The organism is Aquitalea sp. (assembly GCF_030150775.1).
Taxonomy (GTDB): domain Bacteria; phylum Pseudomonadota; class Gammaproteobacteria; order Burkholderiales; family Chromobacteriaceae; genus Aquitalea; species Aquitalea denitrificans.
Window position 1 is genome coordinate 166777 of record NZ_JASLFG010000037.1, and the last position, 18251, is coordinate 185027.

The window sequence follows — 18251 nt, forward strand, 5'->3', positions numbered from 1 at the left end:
TGGGGTCCTTGAAGCACGGGTACGTTGCCGTTTGTTGATGGGCATTGCAAGCAAAAACCTGCCGCAAGGGCAGGGGCTCGGGCAAGCTCAGGCAAATTCCTTGAGGAAGTTATCCAGCATCTGGTGGCCATGCTGGGTCAGGATGGATTCCGGGTGGAACTGCACGCCTTCGATGGGCAGTGTCTTGTGGCGCACGCCCATGATTTCGCCATCATCAGTCCAGGCGGTGATGTCCAGACAGTCCGGCAGTGTTTCACGCTCGATCACCAGCGAGTGATAACGGGTGCAGCTAACCGGATTGGGCAGGTCACGGAACATGCCGACATTGTGATGATGTACCGGTGACACCTTGCCATGCATCAGCTGCTTGGCGTGGATGATCTTGCCGCCAAACGCCTGGCCAATGCCCTGATGACCAAGACAAACCCCCATGATGGGCAGCTTGCCGGCAAAGTGCTTGATGGCGGCGACCGAAATGCCTGCCTCATTAGGCGTGCATGGTCCGGGGGAAATTACCAGATATTGCGGCTGCAAAGCCTCTATCTGCTCCAGCGTGATTTCGTCATTGCGAAACACCTTCACCTCCTGCTTCAGCTCGCCGAAGTATTGCACCAGGTTGTAGGTAAAAGAGTCATAGTTATCAATCATGAGCAACATATTTAGCCTAACGCCTTGTATCCATTGACTTGTATTGTCGATATTGCAGCCCGTTACTCACATCATCACTCACATTGCTGCGCGATGGGCCTGCTCTGCCGTTTGAGGGAGATCTCTTCTGGCCATCGAAATGAGAATTCGTACTTAACCGGGGCCGGGAAAGTTTTGTCCTCAATCTTACGGTAGATGGTGCTCTTGTGCCAGCCGGTCAGTTTCGCGATTTGCCTGATGGCAAGTGGCTTTCCACGCATTTTCAAGGTCTTGGCAATGTCATTTTTCTGATCAGTAACCTAGTGCCGAATGCTGGTTTTCACGTATCTGGCGCAGGCCGGTTCCGATGTTGAGCGGGCTTTACCAGGCCTGGCAAGGTAGGCAGAAGCTGGACCGGCTTGATCAGTTGGAGGAGGTGCCGGGCAGTGGTGTAGGCCGTACTTTGTTCCGTTACCGTTTACATGACTAAGCGTTGCTTGCAGGGGCGATTCAGCCAGCAAAATAAAAACCACTGCAAGTTATTGAATTTGCTATAAATCATTGCAGGTCTGGCTATTTGACGCCCGTAAAGCCAACCGCTTCTGAGCGGTAGCTCGGCGGCTAAGCGAACAGGTGAAAAAACCGGTTGCCATGCGGCACATACAAGCCCGAATGCTTGTCAAAGCCTGTGCACAGACGATGAGGCACCGGCCCTGACGGCACCGTGTGGATAAACTATAGATAATGCTGTGCAAAGAATAACAAACAGTACTGCCCAGGTTTCGGCCTGGTCTGTGCTGGCTAGAGATTGTCAGCGCCTATTCCTGTATTGAAGGACATTATTGATCATCGGAAAGGCAAGGCGTTCAACGCCGATCGTGCCTACCCACCGAAGGAGATATGACATGGAACCTGTCTACGCCATGATGGCTACCCCCGCCTATCTCGGCATCGGTTTGCTGCTGGCACTGGCCGTGGTGAGCTATGTTGCCTATGAGGACTACTTCCATGTGGTGGGCGATACGATTAACGCTGCCATCGTGATGATGTTCTGGCCGTTGGTGCTGGCCGTGCTGATTTACATCAAACTGCAGTCCTTAGTAGAAAGCATGTTGACGCCTACCCATCACGCTGAATGATAGCTGACCTTGCCGCTGTCCCTTCACGGGGATGGCGACGCCGCCAGTCCAGCGATTGCCGGCACTACGCGGGGTAGCGCCTATCCACATGCGAACACCACAGCCGCCTACGGGCGGCTTGGTTTATTGCAAGACCCTCCAGCTTAATACCATCATTGTCTGTAACGGCAATATTTCACTGTTTCAACGGATGCTTTACCCCAAAGTGGGTGCGTCATGCACGGCTGACTGGCAATCTTGTTGCGCAGCAATATCGTTCACAGAAAATGGTCGGTATTTTTCGTGTTTTTGTGACGTGATTTTATATTGATTTTGATCAATAGCTGTCCGGTTTTGCCACTGAAATGAGGCGAAACCATATTATGATGCGCCGGAAAAATAGACCAATGTACTAGGCGGCAGACCCTGACTGCCCACTCATACCCACCGGCCATCCAATATGTCAAAACCATCTACCACACTGCGCGGTTCACTTAGCATTGCAACCAAGTTAAATCTGGCTCTTTCCATTTTGTTGACTGTCGTTCTCGGCATTGCCGCCACCTGGCTTACGCATTGGCAGGGCGAGCGCATGCAGATTCAGATGCAGCAGGAAATGCAGCAGGCCAACCGGCAGGTCATCGACATGATGGACGCCTATGCTGCTCAGTTGGAGCGCTCTGCCGTGCTGGCAGAAGCCGCCCTGCGTGCCGGCTTGCCCGGTGCCGTGTCCGTTTTGCCGGAACGTGGCGAAACTGCTGGCAAATCCTTGCCCCTGCTACGCATTGGCGATCGGACAATCAACAACAGTCAGGTGGAAGTGGATCGATTTACCCGCAGCACCGGTTCACTGGCGACCGTCTTCATCAAGGATGGTAGTGAATGGGTACGCATTGCCACCTCAGTCAAAAAGGAAGATGGCAGCCGCGCGGTGGGTTCACCGCTGAGCCATGACTCGCCAGCCTATGCCAGCCTGAATGCTGGCCGTGCCTATACCGGCCCGGCCCAGTTGTTCGGACGAGATTTCATGACGCTGTACACCCCGCTGAGCAATGAGTCCGGTCAGGTAGTGGCCGCCCTGTTTGTGGGTGAGGAATTCACCGCCAGCCTGGCGGCCCTGCGTCAGAAAATCATGGCTGTGCGCTTTGGCGAGTCCGGTTATGTCTATGCCTTCGATGCCCGTAGCGAGCCGGGCCGCATGATGATTCACCCGCACTCGCAGGGCAAGAATCTGCTGGATTTCAAGGACAGGGACGGCATTGCCATCAACCGGGTGATGCTCGAGCAAAAGCACGGCCTGCTGCATTACCACTGGGCCAAGCCGGACAGCAGTGAAGCTGTGCGCCCCAAAATTGCGGTGTTTGATACTTTTGAACGCTGGGGCTGGATTGTGGCTGCCAGCAGTTATGAGGATGAGTTTGCTGCCCAGTTGATGGCCATGCGCATTCGCCTGGCCGTTGGCACGCTGATCATTATTGCGCTGTTGTTTGGCACCACTTTCTGGGCCAGTCGCACCTGGGTTGCCCGCCCGTTGGCACAGGCCGTTGAGGCAATCCGTCGCGTGGCCAGTGGTGACTTGACGGTACATTTTGCGGCCAGAAGCCAGGATGAAGTAGGGAAGCTGTTGCAAGCAGCAGATGAAATGAGTAACCAGCTGCGCAGCATGATAGGCGATGTGGAGCGCAGTCTGGTTTCCCTGTCTTCCCAAGCGAAATCGCTGGTGAGTATATCGGAAGATGTTTCCGCAGCATCAGGCGATCAGAATGCTGCAGCCAGTGCCATGGCTGCCTGCGTAGAGGAAATGAGCAGTAGCATCAATCAGGTTGCCCGCCATGCCGAACTGGCCAGGCAGATGGCGGCGGATGCCAGCACCCGTTCGGAAAGCGGTGCGCAGGTTGTCGGACAGGCCACGGATACCATGGGGCAGATTGCTGTTGCCGTCAGGCAAGCAGGGCAAACCGTGCGCCAGCTGGACGGGCTGTCGGAGCGGATTGCCGAAGTGGTTACCGTGATTCGTGACATTGCCGACCAAACCAACCTCTTGGCCTTGAATGCAGCTATCGAGGCTGCTCGTGCTGGCGAAGCCGGCCGCGGTTTCGCCGTGGTTGCTGATGAAGTGCGCAAGCTAGCGGAGCGAACCACCCAGTCCACGCTGCAGATTACCGATACCGTCAGCAAGATTCAGCAAGGTGCCCGCCTGGCCGTCGAACACATGGAAAACGGTGTGCAGCAGGTGGATAGCGGAGTAAGCAGCGCAAGTGATGCCGCCAGCAGCTTGCAGCTTATCCGTGATGGTGCCGGCCAGGTTGGTCATGCGGTCAGTGGAATTTCCGATGCCTTGAGCGAACAGGATTCCGCCAGCCGAGACATCGCACTGAATGTAGAGAAAATCGCCCAGCAGGCCGATGGCAATCATGGCAAAGCCAGGGCAGCAGCCAAGTCCGCCACAGCCCTGGCCGGCTTGGCCGATGCGCTGCGCGCCAGTATCAGTCGCTTCAAGGTGTAAAAACAGCAGCGCGGCAAGCCAGCACTTTCCGTACTATGCAAGGCCCGGCATGTCCGGGCCTTGCTGCCTGCGTTGATGGTAATGATCACGCTTGCTTGCGGCCATTGGGCCATGCGGCAGCAGCGGTGGCCACTTGCTGCGCGCAGCACAATATTGTCGGCTGATGTATCCTGCGCACTATAAATGATAAAGCGCAGTATCTGACTGCAGCGCCGGAACCCCAGCCGACACCATGAATGATAGCGACAACATCCTCGATGGATTACTGCACGAAGCTGCGCCACTGCTACGTGGGCTGTGCAGCAATGCCCTGATCGGCGTGTACGTGATTCAGGACGATAAGTTCGTCTTCGTCAACTCAAGGCTGGCAAATCTCTTTGGCTATACCCAGCTGGAGTTGTGCAGTGGCATGGGGCCACAGCAACTGACGACACCGGACGATCGCTTTGTGGTCCGCGAGGAAATTGACCGCAGGTTATCTGGCGTCAGTCAAAGCAGCCATTATGCATTCCGTGGCATCCGCAAGGATGGCACGCAGCTGGATGCTGAGGTGTTTGGCGTCAGCACCAGCTTTGGCGGCAGAGCTGCCATTATCGGCATGCTGCTGGATGTTTCTGAGCGCAACGCAGCCGAACGAGCCGTCAAGGATCAGCTCCAGTTCATTACCCGGCTGATTGATACCATTCCCAATCCGGTGTTCTACAAGGACGAGGCCGGCCGCTACATCGGCTGCAATATCGCTTTCGAGCAGTTTATCGGCAAGCAGCGTGAGCAGTTGGTGGGGTTGTCAGTGTTCGACATGTCGCCACCGGACCTGGCGGAGCGCTACCACGCCGCCGACCAGAAACTGTTTGATGTAGGCGGCACCCAGGTATACGAGGCACAGGTGGAGTATGCCGATGGTGTGCGACGCGATGTCATGTTCTACAAGGCCACTTTTGACAAGGCTGATGGCAGCCTGGGCGGGCTGGTAGGCCTGATTCTGGATATCAGCGAACGCAAGCGGATGGAGCAGGCCATCTGGCGGGAGGCCAATTACGACGCACTGACCGGACTGCCCAATTTGCGCCTGCTGCGCGACCGTCTGGCCGAGGAGCTGGAGCGCTGCCGGCGCAAGGGCGGGGTGCTGGCGCTGCTGTTCATCGACCTGGACCGTTTCAAGGAGGTGAATGACACGCTGGGCCACCATGTGGGTGACCAGTTGCTGATCCAGGCGGCCGAGCGCATCAATGCGGTGGTACGCAGCAGCGATACCGTTTCCCGTCAGGGTGGCGACGAATTTGTGGTCATTTTGCCCGACATCAGCGACGTGCAGTCGGCCGGCATGGTCGCCGGCAAGATCATCCGCCTGCTTGGCCTGCCTTTTTTGCTGGGCAGCAATCAGGTGTATGTGTCGGCCAGCATCGGCATTGCGCTGTACCCGGACGACAGCACGCAGCAGGAAACCTTGGTCAGCTTTGCCGATCAGGCCATGTATGCGGCCAAGGCGGGCGGGCGCAACTGTTTCAGCTACTTTACCCCCTCGCTGCAGGAAGAGGCCCAGCGCCGGCAGGGTGTGGCCAACCGTTTGCGGCAGGGGCTGGCCGGCAATCAGTTCGAGGCGTGGTTCCAGCCCATTGTCGAGGTTGCAAGTGGGCGCATCATCAAGGCGGAAGCCCTGCTGCGCTGGCAACACCCGGAACTCGGCATCATCATGCCGGGTGATTTCATTGCCGTGGCTGAAGAAATCGGCATCATCGGTGATATCGGCAACCTGGTGTTCCAGCAGACGCTGGACATGCTGGAGCAATGGCCAGAAGGGCAGGCCAGCGTCAATATCTCTCCCCGGCAGTTCATCAGCGGTGATTGTCGCCACTGGCCGCAGGAACTACAGGAGCGCAAGCTGCCTGCGTCCTGTCTTGCCGTGGAAATCACCGAAGGCATGCTGCTGGACGAGCGTCCGCTGGTAGTCAACACCCTGCTGGGCTTTCATCAGGCGGGGGTGGAAGTCAGCATCGATGACTTTGGCACCGGCTACTCCGCCATGTCCTATCTGAAGAAATTCAATATCGACTACCTGAAAATAGACCGCAGCTTTGTTCAGGGTCTGGCCAGCGACAATACCGACCGCGCCATTGCCGAGGCCATCATCGCCATGGCCCACAAGCTGGGCATGCGGGTGATTGCCGAAGGTGTGGAGACGGAAGCGCAGCTAGGTTTGCTGCGCGAGGCCGGTTGCGATTACGTGCAAGGTTACCTGCTGGCCCGCCCCATGCCCCGTCAGGCGTTTCTTGCCTTCTTGCAACAGTATCCGGCCAATTCAGGACGCTGATTCGTAAAACTCGATTGGTAACTGATCCGGATCCTGGCAGAAGAAAAAGCGCTGGCCGGTCAAGTCATCCATCCTGACTTCCTCGCAGGCTACATCCTCGCTCAGCAGCGCCGCGCGCAAAGACTCAAGACTATCACTAGCCAGTGCCAGATGGCGCAAACCGCATGCCTCCGGCCGACTTGGCCGAGATGGCGGGGTCGGAAAGCTGAACAGCTCCAGTTGGCAGCCATCCGGCAGCGCCAGGTTAAGCTTCCACGATGCACGCTCGGCACGCCATGTTTCACTGACAATCGGCAAGCCCAGAATACGGTGATAGAAATCGCGCGCACGCGGGTAATCGGCGGTGATGATAGCAATATGGTGAATGCCGCGAATGGCAATTTGGGGTGGCTGCATTGCGATAGTCAATTTATATCAAAGATGAAATATCAATCAATTGGACGCATAAGGAGGCCGGCGCGACAATGGCGGCACTGACTGACACTCAGTACCTCGGAGGCAGATGCGGTAACGGTTTGCTTCCACCGTTGGCATGGCACAGCACTTGCAGCGCCTTGCTGGCGACCCTCCCGCTTTCGGCGGTTTCGGGCCTTGACACCGCCGGATGCTCTTGGGGCTGGTGCCACTTTGGTGGCGCCAGCCTTTTTTTACGCCTGCTTGTCCAGCGTGGCCTTTAGCCAGCTGCTGCGCTGCTGCCAGATGATGGGGGCCTGCCACAGCAGGTGCAGGGTGGCCAGAATGTTCAGCAGGGCGGTTCCCAGTAATAGATAGGCAATGCTGCCAAACTGCTGGAGCGCCACCACGCTGGCCAGAGCCGCCGCCACCATGTAAAAACCATTGATGATGTTGTTGGCGGCAATGGCTTGCGAGCGGAAGTCATCCGGGCTGGAAACCTGCAGCCAGGTATACAGCGGCACGGTAAAGAAGCCACCAAAAAAGCCCAGCAGGGCCACGTCCAGCATGTGACGCCAGCTGGCTGCCCGTGCAAGAAACTCACTCAGCGACAACAGCGGTCCCTGGTAGTGCTGCATTGCACCTAGGGCCAGATCACCACCAGACAGCGTCATGCCGACACTGCCCAGCAATACCAGACCCAGTTGCAGTCGACCGTGGGACAGCTTGGCGCAGATGACAGACCCCAGGCCGATGCCAATGGAGAACAACGCCAGCATCACGGTATAGACTTGGGCATCCCCGCCCAGATGCAAGCGGGTAAAGGTGGGCAACTGGGTGGTATACACCGCACCCATCAGCCAGAACCAGGAAATCCCCAGAATGGCACTGCGTACATCGCGAATGCGCCAGGCTTCGCCAACCAGTCTTATCGAATCACCAACAAAATTGAAGGACAGCTTGAGGTGTGGCGCACCGGGTGGTGCCGGCGGCATGCCGCGGCTGAACCGCCAGCCGGCAACCGCCGTAGCCAGTAATAGCATAACAATCAGCCAGGGGCCGCCCTGGGTCATCAGGCTGCCGATGATCTGGCCAATCAGGATGGCCAGAAAGGTTCCCATTTCAATCATCCCGTTACCGCCCACCAGCTCATGCTCCTTCAGGTATTGCGGTAGCACCGCATACTTGAGCGGGCCGAAGAAGGCAGAGTGGCACCCCATCAGGAACAGGGCTGCCATCAACAAGCCGGCAGCGTGCAGGGCAAAGCCAACGCCAGCCAGCAGCATGATGGCAATTTCGGCCAGCTTTACCCCGCGGGCGATGACGGCCTTGTCGAAGCGTTCGGACAGCTTGCCGGCAGTGGCGGAAAACAGGAAAAAGGGCAGGATGAACACGCCGGCCGCCATATTGACCAGCAACTCCGGCGACATGCCGTTCAGGGTAAGGCCGTGATAGCTGATCAGCACCACAATGGCGGTTTTCAGCAGATTGTCATTAAAGGCACCAAGAAACTGCGTGCCGAACAAGGGCAAAAAGCGGCGCGAGCCAAAGAAACTGAAGTCTGTTTTCACGGTAAGTCAGCACTGGGTGGGGGAAGGGCATGCTAGCCTATTCGCCCAAGCCTGTCAGCCAGGACCCGTCACCGTGTGGCGGCAGGCTCAGTGCTCGTCGCTGGCTTTTGCAGCTTTGTCTTCTGCCGGACGGTCGTCGTCCATCAGAATGCGGTGCGCCGGGCCTTCCATATCGTCGAACTGGCCGGAGCGGGTGGCCCACCAGAACACCACGGCGATGACAAAGGCCAGCACGATGCTGAGCGGAATGAGCAGGTAAAGACTTTCCATCAGGATTTCCGTTTGACGAGTCGCAGGGCATTGCTCACCACGATGAGCGAACTGGCAGCCATGCCAAGACTGGCCAGCCAGGGGGTCAGGTGACCGCTGATGGCCAGGGGCAGGGCCAGCAGATTATACCCGGCGGCCCACCACAAATTCTGCCTGATTATGCCCAGTGCCTTTTTTGAAAGCGCAAGCGTCTGCGGAATCAGCGCAAGCTGATCACCCATCAGCACCATGTCACCACTGGCGCGCGCCACATCGGTGCCGCCACCCATGGCAAGCGAGACATCGGCCCGCGCCAGCACCGGCGCATCATTGATGCCGTCACCCACCATCAAGACCCGCTTGCCTTCTTGTTGCAGTTGGCCAACAAAAGCCAGCTTGTCTTCTGGAGTGGCGCGGGCGTGCCAATCGGCAATGCCCAGGCTGTCGGCCAGGCTTTGTACCGCACTGGCACCGTCGCCACTAAGCAGATGCACGTTAATGCCGCGCTGCTGCAGTTGCTGAACCATGTCCGCAGCATCGGCCCGCACGGTGTCGCCAATGGCGAAGGCGGCTTGCGCTGCCTGGCGATTGGCCAGTACGACCAATGTGCAGTCTGCATGCCAGTTTGCAGGCAGCGTCATTGGTACTGTCAGCCATTGATTGATGAACTCCGGCGAGCCTAGCCGCCATGTCTCGCCATCGACTTCGCCTTCCACTCCTTTGCCGGCAATGCTGTCCAGCCGGGTGCTTGCCGGGCAGGGCAGCGCTGCCGCAGCCAGGCGAATGGCCTGTGCAAGCGGATGTTCGGATGCCTGCTCCAGCGCCGCAGCAATGGCCAGGGACTGTGCTTCAGTCAGCTGCCCCAGCTGCATCTGTTCGCGCAGACGCATGTCGCCGTGCGTCAATGTGCCGGTTTTGTCGAATACAACATCACCAACCCGTGCCAGGGTTTCCAGTGCGTGGCCACGGGTGGTGAGCAAGCCCAGTCCGGCCAGATGGCCGGTGGCAGCGGTCAGCGCAGCCGGGGTGGCCAGCGACAGCGCGCAAGGGCAGGACACCACCAGTACCGCCACCATGATCCACAGCGCCCGGGCCGGGTCAATGAAGTGCCAGGCAATATAGCTGCCGGCAGCGGCCAGCAGCAGCAGGGCGACAAACCAGCTGGCAAAGCGGTCGGCGGCCACCGCCAGTCGCGGCTTTTCAGCCAGGGCCTTGTCCAGCAGGCGCACAATACCGGCCAGGCGCGTTTGCTGCCCGGTCTGGCTGATCTGTATGTAGAGTGGGCTGCTGGTATTTACGCTGCCGGCAATCACCGTGTCGCCGGTGATTTTGCCTATGGGTCGGCTTTCGCCACTGATCAGTGCTTCATTGGCGGCGCTGCTGCCATCCAGCACCACGCCGTCGCCGGGAATGGTTTCGCCCGGCTTCACCAGAATCACATCGCCCGGATTGAGCATGGTGACGGTGGCTTCCTCGGTTGCACGGCTGTCTGGCCAATTGGCGGCACGGTGGGCAAAGGCGGGAATCAGCTTGACCAGGCTTTCCGTGGCTTCGCCAGCCTTGCGCCGGGCAATGCCTTCCAGGTAGCGACCGCCCAGCAGCAGGAAGACAAACATCGACACCGAGTCAAAATACACACCATGCGGAATCTTGTTGATCAGTGCCCACAGGCTGGCAAAAAAAGCAGTGAAAATGCCGATGGTTACCGGCGTATCCATGCCCACGCGACCGGTTTTCAGGTCGCGCCAGGTGTTCTGATAAAAGGGAACGGCGGAATACAGCATCACCGGCAGGGTGAGAATCAGGCTGGCCCAATGCAGCAGCCACAGGAAATCCGGGTCGATATCCCCATCCGGTGCCAGATACACCGGCACTGCATACATCATTACCTGCATCATCGACAGACCGGCTGCCCATAGTCGGCTGATGGCCTGCTTGCGCTGCTTTTGTGCCAGTGCCTCCTGCCGCTCGGCATCATATGGATGGGCGCGGTAACCAATGGCCGAAATGGCTTCCAGAATCTGCGACAGTTTGATACGGGTGTTGTCCCAGCAAACCCGGGCGCGGTGGCTGGTATAGTTGATGTCCACGCTCAATACGCCGGGCAGTTGGCGGATATGCTGCTCATTCAGCCAGACACAGGCCGCGCAAGTAATGCCTTCCAGAATCAGCGCGGCTTCGCGACTGTTTTCCTCGCGCTGATGTACAAAGCTTTTTTGCAGTTCTTCCGAGTCATACAGTCTGATCTGCTGCAAAATATCGGTCGGCAGTGCCTCAGCCTGTCGCGCACCCTGGGTGCGGTGGGCATAGTACTCGGACAGGCCGGAATCGATGATGGTCTGGGCTACCGCTTGGCAGCCTGCGCAGCAGGTAGCCTCGGTCTTGTCACGGTAACGCACCGGAAAGTCGACGGTTTCAGAAACGGGCAGGCCGCAGTGGAAGCAGTTATCAGTCATGGCGCGCCATTGTAAACAATACTCGACTGCATTGCTTGATCTGGCTCAGTTTCATGCAGTGCAAATTCCGTCGCCAAGCAGGCGGCGCAAGGAAAGGCAGGCAATATCATGCAGGCAATCTTGCAGGATGCACCGGGTGGTGCGAATACGCTTTATGTTGGCGAAGCGGCCATGCCGCAACGACAGGCGGGTCAGTTACTGGTGCAGGTGATGGCGGCTGGCGTCAATCGGGCGGATATCGTTCAGCGCGACGGGCATTACCCACCGCCGCCGGGAGCCAGTTCCATTTTGGGGCTGGAAATTGCCGGCATGGTTGTGGAGGCTGATGCGGATAGCCGTTTCCAGTGCGGCGATGCGGTGTTTGGCCTGGTTGCCGGCGGTGCCTATGCCGAATTCGCGGTGCTGGATGAAGTGCTGGCCATTGCCAAGCCGGATGGCCTGTCCTGGGTGGAAGCGGCAAGCCTGCCGGAAGCCTGGATGACGGCCTGGCTGAACCTGGTGCAGGTAGGGCAAGTCAAGGCCGGGGGTAATGTGCTGATTCATGCCGGAGCCAGTGGGGTGGGGGCCTGCGCCATCCAGCTGGCCAGGCTGCTGGGTGCGCACCCGTTTGCCAGTGCAGGCAGCCCGGCCAAGCTGCAATTCTGCCGCGAAATGGGGGCGGGGCAAGTGTTCAATTACAAGGAAGCTCCCGCCTTTGCGCGCCTGGTGAAGGAGTGGGGTGGGGTGGACATGATCCTTGACCCGGTCGGGGCTGCTTATCTGGCAGAGAACCTGGCATGTCTGAAGCAGGATGGGCGTCTGGTGAATATCGGCATCATGGGGGGCGGCAAGACCGAGCTCAACCTGGGGCTGGTGCTGATGAAGCGCTTGTCAATTATCGGTTCCACCTTGCGCTCCCAGCCGCTGAGTGTCAAAGCACCACTGGCACAAGCATTGGTCCATACCATTCTGCCGGCCATTCTGGATGGCTCATTGAAAACTACGGTGGATAGCTGCTTCCCCTGGCAGCAGGCGGCAGATGCCCATGCGCATATGGAAGCCAATGCCAATCTGGGCAAGGTGGTGCTGACTTTCTTTCCTGTCATGACGGCGTAATCTGCCTGCCATAAGGTGTGCGGGTGGGAGGTGTTGCACCTCTGACTGGTATGGATGGGATTCGGGACGATGCGGCTATCGTCCCTTTTTTTTTACCCTGCGGATTTTTACCCGCCAGATAGGGGTATGAAAAAGCCCGCCGGTGACGGGCGGGCTTTTTCTGTCATCTGCCGGCTTGCTTATTCGGCGACAGGCTTGCTTTGCAGTGGAGACAAGGCTTCTATCAAGGCAACTTCCTGAGCGTAGGACAATGCTTTCATCTTGTGCAGCAAAGCCTCGCCATCCAGCTTGAAGTGTTGATCCAGCTCTTCGTCAATCATGCAGGTTTCCACCGCCAGCCATACGCCACGGCAGGATGCTGCCTCTTCAAAGCGCACGTTTTGCAGGACGTGAGCGATCAGCTGTAATTCGGCGTCAGAAAACTGACGTGACAAAATGGCTTGCTCTCGGCGTACGATTTCGGCGTAACGGTCGCAGATCTGTTGAACCCGTGCTTCATCACCATAATGATGTGCCTCCACTTCGCCAGTCAGCGAAGTGTGATCAAACCAAGCATCGATCAGCGGCCGCAGTTGCGGTAAGTCTTCCTGCCAGACGCGATGCAGTTCATCGCGAAAATGGGCGTTATCGGTAAAGGACAGCTCGTCAAACGGCATGGCGGGCATCACCTGCTCGTCCAGCGTGCGATTACCTACCCAGATGCGGCCTTCCTCGTCACGACTGACTGCGTCGCGCCATACCGACTGTTCTTCGGTGGCGAGATTATCGACATGAATTTCCACATAGGGCAGGGCCGGCTCTTGCAAGCCCTCGTCCTCGGTCACCAGGCGCAGGGTGATGTCGAACATGCCGTGCTTGAACACTTCCAGCAGCTGCAAGCCCTCGTCGTGACCTACCAGGATGAATTTGTCTGCGGTCTCGTAGACTGCCACGTCAGTGGGATGCTGCGCAGGCTTCATCAGCTTGGCCGATAGCTCGCCAGCCAGCAGATTTGTGTCATTGTGATGCACGGCAAAGCCGGTGCGATAGCCTTCATGCTCATGCCACAGGGCGTCCCAGTCATACATGGTCGACTCCTTGATAATCAGTGTTTGCGTGGATTTTGGCGCGCAGTGTAACCAAATCATCATGCCTTGTCGCGATAATGCTTTGGGTTAAGGCTGTGCAACGTGATAGAATCGTACGATTTTTCCGCTTCAACCGACCGAATTCCGAAACATGACACGACAGATTCGTAATATTGCCATTATCGCCCACGTGGACCATGGCAAAACCACCCTCGTTGACCAGTTGCTGCGCCAGTCCGGCACCTTCCGCGAGAACCAGCAGGTAGATGAACGCGTAATGGACAGCAACGATCTTGAAAAAGAGCGTGGCATTACCATTCTGGCCAAGAACACCGCCATCGAATACGAAGGCGTGCACATCAATATCGTGGACACACCGGGACACGCCGACTTCGGCGGTGAAGTGGAGCGCGTACTGGGCATGGTAGACGGCGTACTGCTGCTGGTGGATGCCGTTGAAGGCCCGATGCCGCAAACCCGTTTCGTGACCAAGAAGGCCCTGGCCCTTGGCCTGCGTCCTATCGTGGTGATCAACAAGGTTGACCGTCCGGGCGCACGTCCGGACTGGGTGGTAGACCAAACTTTCGACCTGTTCGACAAGCTGGGTGCCACCGACGAGCAACTGGACTTCCCCATCATCTACGCTTCTGGCCTGAACGGCTTTGCCAAGCTGGAGCTGGATCAGGAATCCGATAATATGCGTCCGCTGTTCGAAACCGTGCTCAAGCACGTTCCGACCCCGCCGGGCGATTCCGATGCTCCGCTGCAGCTGCAAATCTCCGCGCTGGACTATTCCACCTACACTGGCCGCCTGGGCGTTGGCCGTGTACTGAATGGCCGCATCAAGCCGGGTCAGCAAGTTGTGGTGATGAACCACGAAGTACAAGTTGCTGCAGGCCGTATCAACCAGGTGCTGGGTTACCAGGGCCTGGAACGCGTACCGGTTGAAGAAGCCGAAGCTGGCGACATCATCATCATTTCCGGTCTGGACGATATCGGTATCGGCGTCACCATCTGTGACAAGGAACAACCGGTCGGCCTGCCGATGGTAGCTGTGGACGAACCGACCCTGACCATGGACTTCATGGTGAACTCCTCGCCGCTGGCTGGTACCGAAGGCAAGTTTGTGACCTCGCGTCAGATCCGTGATCGCCTGACCAAGGAACTGCTGACCAACGTTGCCCTGCGCGTTGAAGAAACCGAAGACTCCGACGTGTTCCGCGTATCCGGTCGTGGCGAACTGCACCTGACCATCCTGCTGGAAAGCATGCGTCGCGAAGGCTTCGAAATGGCCGTAGCCAAGCCGCGCGTGGTGTACAAGGAAGTGAACGGCGAAAAGTGCGAGCCGTACGAAAACCTGTCCATCGACCTGGAAGATGATCACCAGGGCGGCATCATGGAAGAAATCGGTCGTCGCCGCGGCGAACTGACCAATATGGAATCCGACGGCCTGGGTCGTACCCGCCTGGAATACCATATTCCGGCGCGTGGCCTGATCGGCTTCCAGTCCGACTTCATGACCATGACCCGTGGTACCGGCCTGATGAGCCACGTGTTTGACGACTACGGCCCGGTTAAGCCGGACATGCCGGGTCGCCACAATGGCGTGCTGGTTTCGCAGGAAAACGGTGAAGCTGTTGCCTACGCACTGTGGAAGCTGGAAGATCGCGGCCGCATGTTCGTCTCCCCGGGCGACAAGCTGTACGAAGGCATGATCATCGGCATTCACAGTCGCGATAACGACCTGGTGGTAAACCCGGTCAAGGGCAAGCAGCTGACCAACGTACGCGCCTCCGGCACTGACGAAGCGGTGCGCCTGACCACGCCGATGAAGATGACTCTGGAATCGGCCGTGGAATTCATCGACGATGACGAACTGGTAGAAATCACGCCCAAGTCCATCCGTATCCGCAAGCGCTACCTGCAAGAGAACGAACGCCGCAAGATGAACAAGCAAGCTTCCTGATCTTTCAGCGGAGTGACAAAAGGCAGCCAATGGCTGCCTTTTTTTTGCTAGCACTGGCTATATGTAAGAAAATATTATGTTGACTAGGGGTTATTTGATAGATATAAATACGAATGCGAGGTTTCCCGCCTCGCATCTATCCCCGCTAAACGTTTGATCCCGGTTCCCGCCGGGATTTTTTTTGCCTGCGAAGAATGTAATCTTGCCGGGTAGAAATGATTTGCCTTGCAGTTGTCAGCGGCAAAGAAAGATCAGAGGGGTAAATACAGAGGATGGCTGCTGGCTCTACTGGATCGAAACAGGCCACGCCAGCGATATCATTGCTTTTTATCAGACAAATACGGCCACGGCAAGCCGGAGAGTGCAACTTGCCCTATGATCATGTTCTGCCACCCTTGCTGCACCACCCGGTCTTCTTCATGCAATGCCGTCCGGAGAATAAAAAATGAAACCGCCCCGTCTTTTGCTTGCGGCCATGCTGACCAGCCTGTCGCTGCCGTGCCTTGCCGCACGCCCCTTGGTTTTCTGTGCCGAAACGGCACCGGAGGGCTTTGACCCTGCGTTATGGGACAGCGCCAGTACCTACAACGTCACGCGCCAGATATTTCAGGGCCTGGTCGCCTTCAAACGTGGTGGCAGCGATATTGTGCCGTCCCTCGCCAGCAAGTGGGAGCTATCTCCCGACGGCCTGAGTTACACCTTTCACTTACGCAAGGGTGTCAATTTCCAGACCACTGATTATTTCAAGCCCGGCCGGCAGTTCAATGCCGACGATGTAATATTTACTGTCAGGCGCTGGATTGACCCTGACGCCCCATTCAATCGGGCATTCAAAACCCAGCTGCTGGGGCCTGCCAACTCTGGCCTGTCCCTGTCGGCGCAAGGAATTGAAAAGCTGGATCCCTACACGGTCAGAATCCGCCTGAAAGAACGTAATGCCACTTTTCTGAGCTTTCTGGCAATGGGCTTTGCCGGCATGCAGTCGGCCGAGTATGCAGACCAACTTTTGCAGCAACACCGGTCATCCGACATCAACCAGTTTCCTGTTGGAACCGGACCTTATCAGTTCAAGAGCTATGCCAAGGACTCGGTTGTGCGCTTTGTAGCCAACCCATCGTATTGGGGGCATTCGCAGCAAACGCGCAGCCTGATTTTTGCCATCGTGACTGATCCACAGGTGCGCATCCAGAAGCTCAAAGGCAATGAATGCCAGCTGGCGGCCGCCGTGCGCGAAGCTGATCTGGACGGCCTGCAGGCCGATCCGGCGCTCAAGGTGGTCAGCACCGGGGCCATGAACATTTCCTACCTGGCGTTTAATCTGAAACGGCCGCAACTGGCTAATCGTGATGTCCGCACTGCGCTGGATATTGCCATCGACCGCGACACGCTGTTCAAGGCGATGTTTCCCAAAGAGGGTGCCATCCAGGCCATCAACCCCTTTCCGCCCACGGTGTGGGGCTGGAATGGCCGCAACCGCAACGAATATAATCCGGCCAGGGCGCGTCAGTTGCTGGCAAAGGCGGGCTATCCCAAAGGCTTCGATATCATCTTGTGGGCATTGCCTGTGCAGCGGCCAACCAATCCCAATGGCAAGCTGATGGCGCAGATGATTCAGCAGGACTGGGCAAAAATCGGCGTCAAGGCCAACATACAAAGCTATGAGTGGGGTGAATATCTGCGCCGGGCGGGGCAGGGCGAGCATGATGTCTACATGAGTGGCGTCACCAGTGACTCGGGCGATCCGGATGACTTTCTGTCTACCTCGCTGTCTTGCGCTGTCAGCAAGCAGGGGCAGCGTTTCTGCAATCCCGGCTTTGACCAGTTGCTGCTAAAAGCCCGCCAGACCAGCGATCGCAAGCAGCGGGCCGCCTACTACATGCAGGCCCAGGAAATCTTCAAACGCGAACGGCCGTGGATCACTATTGCACATTCGCGGATTTACATTCCGATGCGCAAGGACGTACAGGGCTTTGTCATGAATCCGAATGGTTCATTTGCCTTCGAGGATGTTTACCTGAAGTAGCCCGCCTGGCGTTGCAATAAAAGAACAAGGCCGCTGCAGCGGCCTTGTGAGTACTCCCCGTTAACATCTGCTTCTTGGCTTTTATTGTATTTCCGGCCTCCTGCATTCCAGGCCAGGTCCCACCCAAAGCCCGGCGCACTTGGCCCGACACTTCCCCTGCTTGCTCCCGCCTATAAGCACCTTCCCCGATGCTGTTCTTAACTATGGCGCGCGCTCCTCAACGCTTGTGCGCTTGCCCGGCCGGATCGTGGTAGCCAGTCTGTGCTGGCCGACTCACTGCCGTCTGACAATTTCATCTTATCGTCTGGATTTTTCCTGACTAGTGCTAAGACGTAATTTGCACGAAAAAATACTAAGTAAACCTACTTAGTGTGGTGGAAATGTCATTATTGTTAATACTTGTTAATAGATAAATTTATTGTTCGATTAATTGATACACATAGTTTCAGTACATTCCGTAACACAGCTGGGAAGTTGACTATGCTTTACCAGTCTTTACCGATAAAAAGTCAAGCATACAAGCGCGTATGTATTTAAAATAGCCGCACTGCCCGATGAGCAGCCTTGCACTGGCTCAGCGCAGTTCCCATAAAATCAAGTTCTGGAATGTTTATGCACATCAAGCAAGCTTCACCCGCACTCAAGGCTGTTGCCGCTTTGCTCCTGACTGCCATGCTGAGCAGTTGCGGCCAGTCACAAAATGCCGCCATGCCGGCTGCCGGCCCTGCCAGTGTTGGCGTATTGACTCTGCAACCACAAGATACGGTGATCAGCCGTGAGCTGCCGGCCCGTATTTCCGCCTTCACCATGGCCGAAATCCGCCCACAAGTAGGCGGCATCATCCAGAAGCGCCTGTTTACCGAAGGCAG

At 57.3% G+C, this 18251-nt stretch carries 13 protein-coding genes and 1 pseudogene; 7 read left to right on the forward strand and 7 right to left on the reverse strand.

Annotated elements, in window-relative coordinates:
- Positions 1–87 precede the first annotated feature (87 nt).
- Positions 88–657, reverse strand: coding sequence for an aminodeoxychorismate/anthranilate synthase component II (locus tag QVF59_RS13785; RefSeq protein ID WP_287880684.1), 570 nt, complete (start codon positions 655–657; stop codon positions 88–90).
- Positions 658–722: 65 nt separating this feature from the next.
- The gene (locus QVF59_RS20850; RefSeq protein WP_353851344.1) at positions 723–926 is read right to left on the reverse strand and encodes a helix-turn-helix transcriptional regulator; all 204 of its coding nucleotides are present in this window, start codon (positions 924–926) and stop codon (positions 723–725) included.
- 606 nt (positions 927–1532) lie between these two features.
- Between QVF59_RS20850 and QVF59_RS13790 the strand changes: the two genes are divergently transcribed.
- The 3 genes from QVF59_RS13790 to QVF59_RS13800 all read left to right on the forward strand — a co-directional run bounded on the left by QVF59_RS13790 (position 1533) and on the right by QVF59_RS13800 (position 6562).
- The gene (locus QVF59_RS13790; protein ID WP_287880686.1) at positions 1533–1766 is read left to right on the forward strand and encodes a hypothetical protein; all 234 of its coding nucleotides are present in this window, start codon (positions 1533–1535) and stop codon (positions 1764–1766) included.
- A gap of 571 nt (positions 1767–2337) precedes the next feature.
- Entirely contained in the window at positions 2338–4251 is a 1914-nt protein-coding gene (locus QVF59_RS13795) for a methyl-accepting chemotaxis protein (RefSeq protein ID WP_287880688.1), read from the forward strand.
- 232 nt (positions 4252–4483) lie between these two features.
- Entirely contained in the window at positions 4484–6562 is a 2079-nt protein-coding gene (locus QVF59_RS13800; RefSeq protein ID WP_287880690.1) for a putative bifunctional diguanylate cyclase/phosphodiesterase, read from the forward strand.
- On the opposite strand, the gene gloA2 is transcribed toward QVF59_RS13800, so the two are convergent.
- The 4 genes from gloA2 to QVF59_RS13820 form a co-directional block, all read right to left on the reverse strand.
- Positions 6551–6958, reverse strand: coding sequence for an SMU1112c/YaeR family gloxylase I-like metalloprotein (gene gloA2, locus QVF59_RS13805; protein WP_287880692.1), 408 nt, complete (start codon positions 6956–6958; stop codon positions 6551–6553). The two genes, QVF59_RS13800 and gloA2, sit on opposite strands and share 12 nt — an antisense overlap.
- A 251-nt stretch (positions 6959–7209) precedes the next feature.
- The gene (locus tag QVF59_RS13810) at positions 7210–8526 is read right to left on the reverse strand and encodes an MFS transporter (RefSeq protein WP_159876764.1); all 1317 of its coding nucleotides are present in this window, start codon (positions 8524–8526) and stop codon (positions 7210–7212) included.
- A gap of 87 nt (positions 8527–8613) precedes the next feature.
- Positions 8614–8796, reverse strand: coding sequence for a cbb3-type cytochrome oxidase assembly protein CcoS (ccoS, locus tag QVF59_RS13815; RefSeq protein ID WP_159876762.1), 183 nt, complete (start codon positions 8794–8796; stop codon positions 8614–8616).
- Positions 8796–11231 carry a heavy metal translocating P-type ATPase gene (locus QVF59_RS13820; protein ID WP_287880695.1) on the reverse strand — a complete coding sequence of 812 codons (2436 nt, stop codon included), beginning with the start codon at positions 11229–11231 and terminating at the stop codon, positions 8796–8798. Before QVF59_RS13820 ends, ccoS begins: the two co-directional genes overlap by 1 nt.
- 108 nt (positions 11232–11339) lie before the next feature.
- Between QVF59_RS13820 and QVF59_RS13825 the strand changes: the two genes are divergently transcribed.
- The gene (locus QVF59_RS13825) at positions 11340–12326 is read left to right on the forward strand and encodes an NAD(P)H-quinone oxidoreductase (protein WP_287880696.1); all 987 of its coding nucleotides are present in this window, start codon (positions 11340–11342) and stop codon (positions 12324–12326) included.
- A 179-nt stretch (positions 12327–12505) separates the two neighbouring features.
- On the opposite strand, the gene QVF59_RS13830 is transcribed toward QVF59_RS13825, so the two are convergent.
- Positions 12506–13393 (reverse strand): hypothetical protein, encoded by an 888-nt coding sequence (locus QVF59_RS13830; RefSeq protein ID WP_159876756.1) that lies wholly within the window; start codon positions 13391–13393, stop codon positions 12506–12508.
- A 151-nt stretch (positions 13394–13544) separates the two neighbouring features.
- On the opposite strand from QVF59_RS13830, the gene typA reads away from it, so the two are divergent.
- The 3 genes and pseudogenes from typA to QVF59_RS13845 form a co-directional block, all read left to right on the forward strand.
- Entirely contained in the window at positions 13545–15359 is a 1815-nt protein-coding gene (gene typA, locus QVF59_RS13835; protein WP_159876754.1) for a translational GTPase TypA, read from the forward strand.
- 445 nt (positions 15360–15804) lie between these two features.
- Entirely contained in the window at positions 15805–17382 is a 1578-nt protein-coding gene (locus QVF59_RS13840; protein WP_287880697.1) for an ABC transporter substrate-binding protein, read from the forward strand.
- 612 nt (positions 17383–17994) lie between these two features.
- Positions 17995–18251: pseudogene (locus QVF59_RS13845) on the forward strand (efflux transporter periplasmic adaptor subunit); the annotation flags it as partial.

Coding starts and splice junctions, on each gene's coding strand:
- gloA2 (WP_287880692.1), bottom strand. CDS start 6,958: ATGCAGCCACCCCAAATTGCCATTCGCGGCATTCACCATATTGCTATC.
- QVF59_RS13785 (WP_287880684.1), bottom strand. CDS start 657: ATGTTGCTCATGATTGATAACTATGACTCTTTTACCTACAACCTGGTG.
- QVF59_RS13800 (WP_287880690.1), top strand. CDS start 4,484: ATGAATGATAGCGACAACATCCTCGATGGATTACTGCACGAAGCTGCG.
- QVF59_RS13795 (WP_287880688.1), top strand. CDS start 2,338: ATGCAGATTCAGATGCAGCAGGAAATGCAGCAGGCCAACCGGCAGGTC.
- QVF59_RS13840 (WP_287880697.1), top strand. CDS start 15,805: ATGAAACCGCCCCGTCTTTTGCTTGCGGCCATGCTGACCAGCCTGTCG.
- QVF59_RS13820 (WP_287880695.1), bottom strand. CDS start 11,231: ATGACTGATAACTGCTTCCACTGCGGCCTGCCCGTTTCTGAAACCGTC.
- ccoS (WP_159876762.1), bottom strand. CDS start 8,796: ATGGAAAGTCTTTACCTGCTCATTCCGCTCAGCATCGTGCTGGCCTTT.
- QVF59_RS13830 (WP_159876756.1), bottom strand. CDS start 13,393: ATGTATGACTGGGACGCCCTGTGGCATGAGCATGAAGGCTATCGCACC.
- typA (WP_159876754.1), top strand. CDS start 13,545: ATGACACGACAGATTCGTAATATTGCCATTATCGCCCACGTGGACCAT.
- QVF59_RS13790 (WP_287880686.1), top strand. CDS start 1,533: ATGGAACCTGTCTACGCCATGATGGCTACCCCCGCCTATCTCGGCATC.
- QVF59_RS13825 (WP_287880696.1), top strand. CDS start 11,340: ATGCAGGCAATCTTGCAGGATGCACCGGGTGGTGCGAATACGCTTTAT.